This window comes from Aminobacter sp. P4_H6_2 (assembly GCF_056400805.1).
Genome location: NZ_JBFUKO010000234.1, coordinates 1 through 7,795 on the forward strand (window position 1 = coordinate 1; position 7,795 = coordinate 7,795).

9 protein-coding genes and 1 pseudogene are annotated in these 7,795 nt (G+C 61.4%); 7 read left to right on the plus strand and 3 right to left on the minus strand.

The window, feature by feature from the left end; translation table 11 throughout:
* From AC1DUU_RS17040 to AC1DUU_RS17055, 4 genes are all read left to right on the plus strand, one after another.
* Nucleotides 1–2,064, plus strand: a 2,064-nt coding sequence (locus AC1DUU_RS17040) for an ASKHA domain-containing protein (protein ID WP_476784592.1), incomplete at its 5' end; no start/stop codon positions are given.
* Nucleotides 2,065–2,103: 39 nt separating this feature from the next.
* Complete coding sequence (locus tag AC1DUU_RS17045; protein WP_476784593.1) at nucleotides 2,104–2,568, plus strand: hypothetical protein; 465 nt, start codon at nucleotides 2,104–2,106, stop codon at nucleotides 2,566–2,568.
* Nucleotides 2,569–2,723: 155 nt separating this feature from the next.
* Nucleotides 2,724–3,029, plus strand: a complete 306-nt coding sequence (locus AC1DUU_RS17050) for a hypothetical protein (protein ID WP_476784594.1) — start codon at nucleotides 2,724–2,726, stop codon at nucleotides 3,027–3,029.
* A gap of 408 nt (nucleotides 3,030–3,437) precedes the next feature.
* Nucleotides 3,438–3,734 carry a DUF1330 domain-containing protein gene (locus AC1DUU_RS17055; RefSeq protein ID WP_476784595.1) on the plus strand — a complete coding sequence of 99 codons (297 nt, stop codon included), beginning with the start codon at nucleotides 3,438–3,440 and terminating at the stop codon, nucleotides 3,732–3,734.
* 37 nt (nucleotides 3,735–3,771) lie between these two features.
* Here AC1DUU_RS17055 and AC1DUU_RS17060 read toward each other — a convergent pair whose 3' ends face one another.
* A complete protein-coding gene (locus tag AC1DUU_RS17060; protein ID WP_476784596.1) occupies nucleotides 3,772–4,671 on the minus strand; it encodes a LysR substrate-binding domain-containing protein in 900 nt (299 codons plus the stop codon).
* 224 nt (nucleotides 4,672–4,895) lie between these two features.
* On the opposite strand from AC1DUU_RS17060, the gene AC1DUU_RS17065 reads away from it, so the two are divergent.
* From AC1DUU_RS17065 to AC1DUU_RS17075, 3 genes are all read left to right on the plus strand, one after another.
* Nucleotides 4,896–5,075, plus strand: coding sequence for a hypothetical protein (locus tag AC1DUU_RS17065; protein ID WP_476784597.1), 180 nt, complete (start codon nucleotides 4,896–4,898; stop codon nucleotides 5,073–5,075).
* A 271-nt stretch (nucleotides 5,076–5,346) separates the two neighbouring features.
* Nucleotides 5,347–5,487 carry a hypothetical protein gene (locus AC1DUU_RS17070; RefSeq protein WP_476784598.1) on the plus strand — a complete coding sequence of 47 codons (141 nt, stop codon included), beginning with the start codon at nucleotides 5,347–5,349 and terminating at the stop codon, nucleotides 5,485–5,487.
* Nucleotides 5,488–5,781: 294 nt separating this feature from the next.
* Nucleotides 5,782–6,720, plus strand: coding sequence for a GlxA family transcriptional regulator (locus tag AC1DUU_RS17075; protein ID WP_476784600.1), 939 nt, complete (start codon nucleotides 5,782–5,784; stop codon nucleotides 6,718–6,720).
* 52 nt (nucleotides 6,721–6,772) lie between these two features.
* On the opposite strand, the gene AC1DUU_RS17080 is transcribed toward AC1DUU_RS17075, so the two are convergent.
* Nucleotides 6,773–7,615 carry a DUF1194 domain-containing protein gene (locus tag AC1DUU_RS17080; protein WP_476784599.1) on the minus strand — a complete coding sequence of 281 codons (843 nt, stop codon included), beginning with the start codon at nucleotides 7,613–7,615 and terminating at the stop codon, nucleotides 6,773–6,775.
* A gap of 104 nt (nucleotides 7,616–7,719) precedes the next feature.
* Nucleotides 7,720–7,795 (minus strand): annotated as a pseudogene (locus tag AC1DUU_RS17085) (glycine cleavage T C-terminal barrel domain-containing protein); the annotation flags it as partial.

Here is a 7,795-nt window from a genome sequence, read left to right on the forward strand (position 1 = left end):
CCCACGGGCAAGCGCGGACGGTTCCCGGTGGGAACACCTCTTCTTGATGCAGCGCGAACGCTCGGCGTCTATGTCGAAAGCGTGTGCGGTGGACGCGCCACCTGCGGCCGCTGCCAGATCGAGGTGCAGGAAGGCAATTTCGCCAAGCACAAGATCGTCTCGTCCAACGACCACATCTCGCCCAAGGGGCCAAAGGAAGAGCGCTACGAGCGCGTGCGCGGCCTGCCTGATGGGCGCCGCCTTTCATGCTCGGCAACGATCCAGGGCGACCTTGTTGTCGACGTGCCGCAGGACACCGTCATCAACGCACAGGTCGTGCGCAAGGCAGCCACCGACCGCGTCATCGAGCGCAACGCCGCCGTCCAACTCTGCTATGTCGAGTTGGAAGAGCCGGACATGCACAAGCCGCTCGGCGACCTCGACCGCCTGAAGGTGGCGCTCGAAAAGGACTGGGGCTGGAAAGACCTGCTGGTCGCGCCCCATCTCATCGCCCAGGTCCAGAAGATCCTGCGCACCAAGCTGCCCGACCAACCGGAAGTCACTCCGGGCAAATGGGGCGTGACTGCCGTGGTCCACCGCGACATGGATTCGTCGCGCCCCTTCATCATCGGCCTTTATCCAGGGCTGAAGAATGAGGCCTACGGCATCGCCTGCGACATCGGTTCGACAACCATCGCCATGCATCTGGTGTCGCTGCTGTCGGGCCGCATTGCCGCGTCCTCGGGCACGTCGAACCCGCAGATCCGCTTCGGCGAAGATCTGATGAGCCGTGTGTCCTATGTCATGATGAACCCGGACGGCCGTGAGGCCATGACCAAGGCCGTGCGCGAGGCGGTCAACGGGCTGATTGGCAAGGTTTGCGAAGAAGGCCAGGCCCATCGCGAAGACATTTTCGACTGCGTCTTCGTCGCCAACCCGATCATGCACCATTTGTTCCTTGGCATTGACCCGACCGAACTCGGCCAGGCCCCCTTTGCCCTTGCCGTATCGGGCGCGCTGCAATTCTGGGCGCATGAGATCGACATCGAGGTCAATCGCGGGGCGCGTCTCTACACGCTGCCTTGCATCGCCGGCCACGTCGGCGCCGACGCCGCCGGTGCCACGCTGTCTGAAGGACCCTATCGCCAGGACAAGATGATGCTGCTTGTCGATGTCGGCACCAATGCCGAGATCATCCTCGGCAACAGTACGCGCGTCGTCGCCGCGTCCTCCCCCACCGGCCCGGCCTTCGAAGGTGCCGAAATCTCCTCGGGCCAGCGCGCCGCACCCGGTGCCATCGAGCGCGTGCGTATCGATCCTGAAACCCTGGAACCGAAATACCGCGTCATCGGCACCGACAAATGGTCGGACGAAGAAGGCTTCGACGAAGCCTCGTGGACCACCGGCGTCACCGGCATTTGCGGCTCGGCCATCATCGAGGTCGTGGCCGAGATGTATCTCTCAGGCATCATTACTGAAGACGGCGTCATCGACGGCGCGCTGATGGAGAAGAGCCCGCGCATCATCCAGAACGGCCGCACCTTCTCTTACCTTCTGCGCGAAGGCCGCCAGGGCGAGCCGCGCATCACCGTCACCCAAAATGACGTCCGTGCGATCCAGCTTGCCAAGGCTGCCCTTTATGCCGGCGTGAAGCTCTTGATGGAAAAGCAAGGCGTCGAAACTGTCGACACGATCCGCTTCGCTGGCGCCTTCGGCTCGTTCATCGATCCGAAATACGCGATGGTGCTCGGCCTGATCCCCGATTGCGATCTCGACGAGGTCAAGGCGGTCGGCAATGCGGCGGGCACCGGCGCGCTCATGGCGCTGCTCAACCGCAACCATCGCCGCGAGATCGAACAGGAAGTCGGCCGGATCGAAAAAATCGAGACCGCGCTCGAACCGCATTTCCAGCAGCTGTTCATCGACGCCATGGCGCTGCCCAACAAGGTCGACCCGTTCCCGAAGCTGTCGGCTGCGGTCAAGCTGCCACCGCGCAAGGCGACGAGCGCTGATGGCGAGCCAACGGACAATGCTCCTCGACGCCGCTCGCGCGAGGAACGCGCCGCGCGCCGCTCCCGCGACTAACCGGACCATTGCAGAATTGACGCATCGGCGAGGCATTCCGTGCCTCGCCGACGCGCTTTTGTGTTAGAATGCCCGTATCGGGTGTGTTTCCATTGCGCAACCATTCCGCCGCAAATCGCTGCTGAAGCGAAATCGATACGAAACAATCCCGAACTAGTTTCCGCTTGTCAGCCGCCGCTAGAGGTTCGCCTCTGCGTTGGCAGCCGTGCATGGCCTCGAAAATCGGAACAGATTTTTGAAATGGATCAAGCACCGATTCAAAGCACCGCAGCATTCGCTCCCAAGGGACGCGTGACGCTGTGGGACGAACAGGAGACGACAATGTCGATCATCAGCACGATCGGCCGCTATGGTGCGGCCATCCAGAAGGCGCGTCGCGCATCGCAGTCGGAACGCATGCTGAACAGGCTGCCGCATGAAATCCAAAAGGACATTGGCTGGCCTGCGCCAGAGCGCGGAAGGCGACGTCAGGTGATCTCAATCCTCATGTCGCCTGACCGCTGACTGCAACGAATGTTTCAACATCGCGCGCCATCTGAAACAGAAAGATGCCTATGCGATATCAAACTGAAACAGAATCGAGCGTAAACTTTTGCCTGGCCGGTGGCGCATCCAGTCTCGCGTGGCGCTGCCGGCCCGTTACTCCTCAGGAGACGACCATGTCCATCATTGGCGAGTTCCATCAGTTTGGTGCCGTGCTACGGCATGCCTGCCGCGACAGCCGTATCGAGAAAATGATGAACGGCCTGCCGCGCGAGTTGCAGGTCGAACTCGGCTGGATCGACGGGGCGGCGGCCCCGCATGGGTCGAGCGCTCCGGGTCAACTCCAAAAATATGGTCGCGTGGCGCTGCTGATCAACAAGCTGCCCCTCGACATCCAGATCGAACTCGGCTGGCCGGTCGGCCCATTGGCTCCGGCAACAAACGTAATCGAGTTCGCCAGGCAGAAAGCGCGTTGCGCATGACCTTCGCCGAAAAGGTCCGTCTGCTCAGCTTTCGCCGACGCAGCGCCGGCAGGTCGGCCGCGGCCGACCGGCGCATGCGTTCGCCCCTGATATGGGCGCCGCGCACCCGCTAAGTCTCAAATTCAGGGCAAAGTGACGGAAGGCCAGATGCCTCTCTTCGACGAGCTTGGACGCATAGGCGCCCACTTCCGGCAGGCGCGAAGCATGCGCCGGACGGCCCGTATCATGAATGCGTTGCCGCCTGAGATCCAACGCGACCTCGACTGGAACCCACCGCCATCGCTCATGGTCAAAGTCTATCGCTCGATAGCCACTTCCGTGCGGGGCTAGTCCAAGCCGTCACCGGCACTCCTCTCCACGCGAACAGAAGAGTATGATTTCCTGATCATTCTCACAGGGAGTTGCGCCATGGCTGCCTATCTGATTGCAGACGTCGATGTGACCGACGCCGCCACCTTCGAGGAATACAAGCGCGAAGTGCCCGCCACCGAACAGCGGTACGGCGGACGATATCTCGGACGCGGTGGGCTAACCAAGGTGCTGGAAGGCGATTGGGAACCGCACCGCCTCGTCATCCTCGAGTTCCCTGATATGGGCTCGTTGATGGATTGGTACGGTTCGCCAGAATACAGCCGACTCAAGGCAATCCGAGAACGCTGCGCCAACACAAGGATCATCGCCTTGGAGGGCATTAGCCTCGGTTAGGTCGCCGACGTGTCGTCAATGACCGACGCGCGTAACCTCAGAACCTGCCGGTCAGGTTGAAGGTCTCGAAGGCCGCTCGAATGTGCTCGGCAGCAGCCTTGACCGGTGCGCTGGCCTCAGGCGCCACGATCATCGCCAGGCTGTAGTTGCCGATTTCCGGCATGCCGTCCTTGGTGCCTAGTTCAACCAGTTCATCGCCGAGGAATGATTTCGGCAGCGGTGCCACGGCGAGATCGGACAGGATCGCTGCGCGTTGCCCAGCCGTATGCGCACTCATGTAAGCGACGCGGTAGTTACGGCCGTCGCGACCGAGTGCTTCGAGCGCCCCTGCCCGCCAGGCGCAGCCCTCTTCCCAGATCGAAACCGGCAATGGCTCGCGCATATGCGCGCATCCGCCCCGGGCACCAGCCCAGACGATCGGCTCGGTCAACAGCACCTCGGCCCCGGCCGCATTGGCCTTGCAGGCGTTGGTGAGCAGCGTGATGTCGAGCGCGCGGTCGTCCATGCGACGCCTGAGATTGCTGCTCTGGTCGATGATGACATCGACTGCGATCGAGGGATGGGTCTGGGCAAATCGCTTGAGCACATGCGGCAATACACGTTCGCCAAAATCGTCGGGCGAACCCAGTCGAACCACACCGACGATGTCGGGAATGATGAACTTCGACACCGCCTCACGATTGATTGCCAGCATGCGGCGGGCATAACCGAGAAGCATCTCACCGTCGGTGGTCAGCGTCACGGAGCGCGCGTCGCGGAAGAACACCGAGCGGCCCAGAATGTCCTCGAGCTTCTTGATCTGCATCGACACGGCCGAAGGCGTGCGGAACACCGCGTTCGCCGCCGTGGTGAAACTGCCGGTTTCGGCGATCGCCACGAAGGTGCGGAGCACGTCGAGGTCGAGCAGCGGCAGGGGATGGTTGAGTGGTGCGTTCATGGCCGCAGTCCTTCAATATTTCTGATCGAACACATCATTCCATTTCGTTTGATTGAACTTCATCCGTGAGAGATAGTCAACACCATCGAAGCACCGGCCATGGGGCCTGCATCGACAATGCCCGAAGAAGCGCAAGATTGCGCGAGACGGTTGAAACCAGCGGTGCCCACGGGCGAGCACCTCAAGCCGGCCTTGAACCGGCCCAGCAGGAAAAGGAAACCGCAATGTCTATTCTTTCATCGATCGGGCGCATCGCCAGCCAGTTCAACGCCGCCCGCACCCGCTTTCATGCCGAACGTTCGATCGGCGCGCTGCCGCTCGAACTGCAAAAGGACATCGGCTGGCCCGAGGCTTTCGATTCCAAGACCGGCCATCGCCGCGGTCATGGTGGCGAGGCGGTCTGAACGTGATCGAGGCGAATGCCGGACCTGCCGCGTGACAGACGTGGCAGGTCTTCCGCATCGCCACGCGACAAATGCGCGCCAAGCCACATGTACAATGAGYCGCAACACAACGAATGGCGACTGCCGCAAGCCATGTCGCTTTTAAGGTGTGCCGCTTCGTATTTGCAGCATACCGGCCCCCGGCCAAGCCCTATATGCGCATCAGCAAACGAGCTGCCCCACTCCACAACGCGAAGGCACCCCGTGTAACCACGATGCATGGATACGTGTCATGAAGATTTTCGCCCGCCTATTCGGCATACGCCGCAATACCTCGCTGTCGACCGCGTTGGAACGCCAGCGTCTCGCCAAGACGATGCCAGGCCAGACGGCCGCTATGGCCGCCAACCGGTTGGGCATGCTCGTCGGCTGAACCCGGCCAATCCGTGACACCAATCCAGCCCTGACTGCCTTTCGGCGTAGGCCGGAGGGCGATATGCTTTTGGCCCACGTCCCGGTCGCAAAATGGCAGCCACAAGCGACCATGTCGCAATTTTAATTTTAGCGACAGCTGCAACCCCATTGACAGCAAGGGAATTTGCTGTTGACGCTGTGCTATTCGCGACATCGAGTTCGCGTCGTTTCCGGCCAGCGCGAGGGTTCCTTGAACGCCATCAGACATCCGATCAAACGATCGCTTGTGTTCTTCCTTGTACCCGATTTCACCATGGTTGCCTTTGCGACCGCACTCGACCCGCTACGCATCGCCAATCGCATGCTCGGCTACGAAGCCTACAAATGGCGGCTCGCCAGCATTGACGGCAAACCGGTGCGGGCTTCGAACCAGGTTGAATGCGCCGTCAACACCTCGCTCGAAGACGAGCGCAAGAAGATGGCGGGGCCGGAGCGCCCCTCGATGGTCATCGTCTGCACCGGCATCAATGTCGAGACCTACACCAACAAGTCCGTCTTTGCCTGGCTGCGCGAGGAATATAATCGCGGCGTCGCCGTTGGCGGGCTGTGCACCGGCGCTTACGTGCTGGCCAATGCCGGCCTACTGTCTAACAAGCGCTGCGCCATCCATTGGGAAAACCTGCCGGGCTTCTCGGAAGCCTTTCCCAAGGCCAATGTCTATGCCGATCTCTTCGAGGTCGACCAGAACATCTACACCTGCGCCGGCGGCACCGCGGCCCTCGACATGATGTTGAAATTGATCGGCGACGATTTCGACGACAATCTCGTCAACCGCATCTGCGAACAGGTTCTGACGGATCGCGTGCGCAGCCCGACCGACCGCCAGCGCCTGCCATTGCGCGCGCGCCTTGGCGTGCAGAACTCCAAGGTGCTGACGATCATCGAACTGATGGAAGCGCACCTGTCGGAGCCGCTGTCGCTGATCGAGATCGCCGACCATGTCGGCCTGTCGCGCCGCCAGATCGAGCGCCTGTTTCGTACCGAGATGGGGAGATCTCCTGCCCGTTATTATCTCGAGATCAGGCTCGACCGTGCCCGCCACCTGCTGATCCAGTCGTCGATGCCGGTGGTCGAGGTGGCGGTGGCCTGCGGTTTCGTCTCGGCCTCGCATTTTTCCAAATGCTACCGCGAGCTTTATGYACGCTCGCCACAGCAGGAGCGCATCGACCGCAAGCAGCTAATCGCGGCCTGAGTCCGGGCAGAGTATTCACTGGTCGCAATAGCGCTCGAGTGAATAGTCAGGTTTACCGGCTGTCCCAAAGCCAGGATCGATCGCGCCACAGCTTTTCGCCGGCCAGGCAATCATATTTCGGTTGCGCCTGGGCAAGAACGACAGGTGGATGGGCAGCCTCCTCGGCCGCCCACTGGCGTGAAGTGGGGCCGGCAAGTTCCATCACCAGCTTGCGCCGGATCGCTTCGGGGAACTGCGACCACTCGTTGACCGGGATCATGAAGGCGCCCGGCCCGCCAATGACRCAATCGGCGTAGTAGCGGTCGAGATGCTCGACATCATAAGCGTTGCCGAATCCGCCATTGGTCATCAGCGGCAGGCCATTGACGGTTATGCCTTGGGCAACCGCGGCATCCCGCACGAGATCGACAGGCGGTCCCTGGTTGTTTGGTCCGTCGCCGGAAATGTCGATCACCTGTTTCACACCGCGGAAGGTACTTTCGGCAAACAAGTCGCTGCCGAATTCGATCGCGCTGGAGATCGACGTGCGTCGGGCGCTGTTGGGCGGCTTGGCCGAGAGCTGGTTCACGACCCGTTCGGCATCGGCGCGATTGGCGATCACCGTCCAGGGCACCACCACGATCTGCGACGTCGCTCCGGCCCACTCGACATAGGTGACTGCGATCTTGCCATAGGCGCCTTGGGCAATCGCCGCCAACACACGTTCATCGGTGAGTGCTGCGGCATAGCCGTGGCGCTGGATTTCAAGTTCGTCAGGCGACATGGAAAGCGAGACGTCGACCGCAAGCACAAGCTCGACATCGACTTGCTCGACCGCGCGGGATTGAGGCACCAGCCCAAACACCAGCGCCAGCGCGGCGCTGCCTGCAAGAAGAGCTTTGGCCGCAGACGACATTTTTGAAGGGTAAGCGAGAATCGTTTGTTTCAAAAGAAAAGCCCGGCCAGAAAGCCGGGCTTTTCATTCACAATGTTGCGAAGTGCTGTCGCTACGCTGCAGCCTCAGCTCCGCGGCTTGAGATTGTCCGGATCGTAAAGCGGCTTGTAGCCGACGCCAGCGACTTCGACTGGATAGGTC

What these genes read in the sequence shown, in the direction of transcription:
- AC1DUU_RS17055 (WP_476784595.1), top strand. Translation starts at nt 3,438, where the DNA reads ATGGCTGCCTATCTGATTGCAGACGTCGATGTGACCGACGCCGCCACC.
- AC1DUU_RS17060 (WP_476784596.1), bottom strand. Translation starts at nt 4,671, where the DNA reads ATGAACGCACCACTCAACCATCCCCTGCCGCTGCTCGACCTCGACGTG.
- AC1DUU_RS17050 (WP_476784594.1), top strand. Translation starts at nt 2,724, where the DNA reads ATGTCCATCATTGGCGAGTTCCATCAGTTTGGTGCCGTGCTACGGCAT.
- AC1DUU_RS17065 (WP_476784597.1), top strand. Translation starts at nt 4,896, where the DNA reads ATGTCTATTCTTTCATCGATCGGGCGCATCGCCAGCCAGTTCAACGCC.
- AC1DUU_RS17070 (WP_476784598.1), top strand. Translation starts at nt 5,347, where the DNA reads ATGAAGATTTTCGCCCGCCTATTCGGCATACGCCGCAATACCTCGCTG.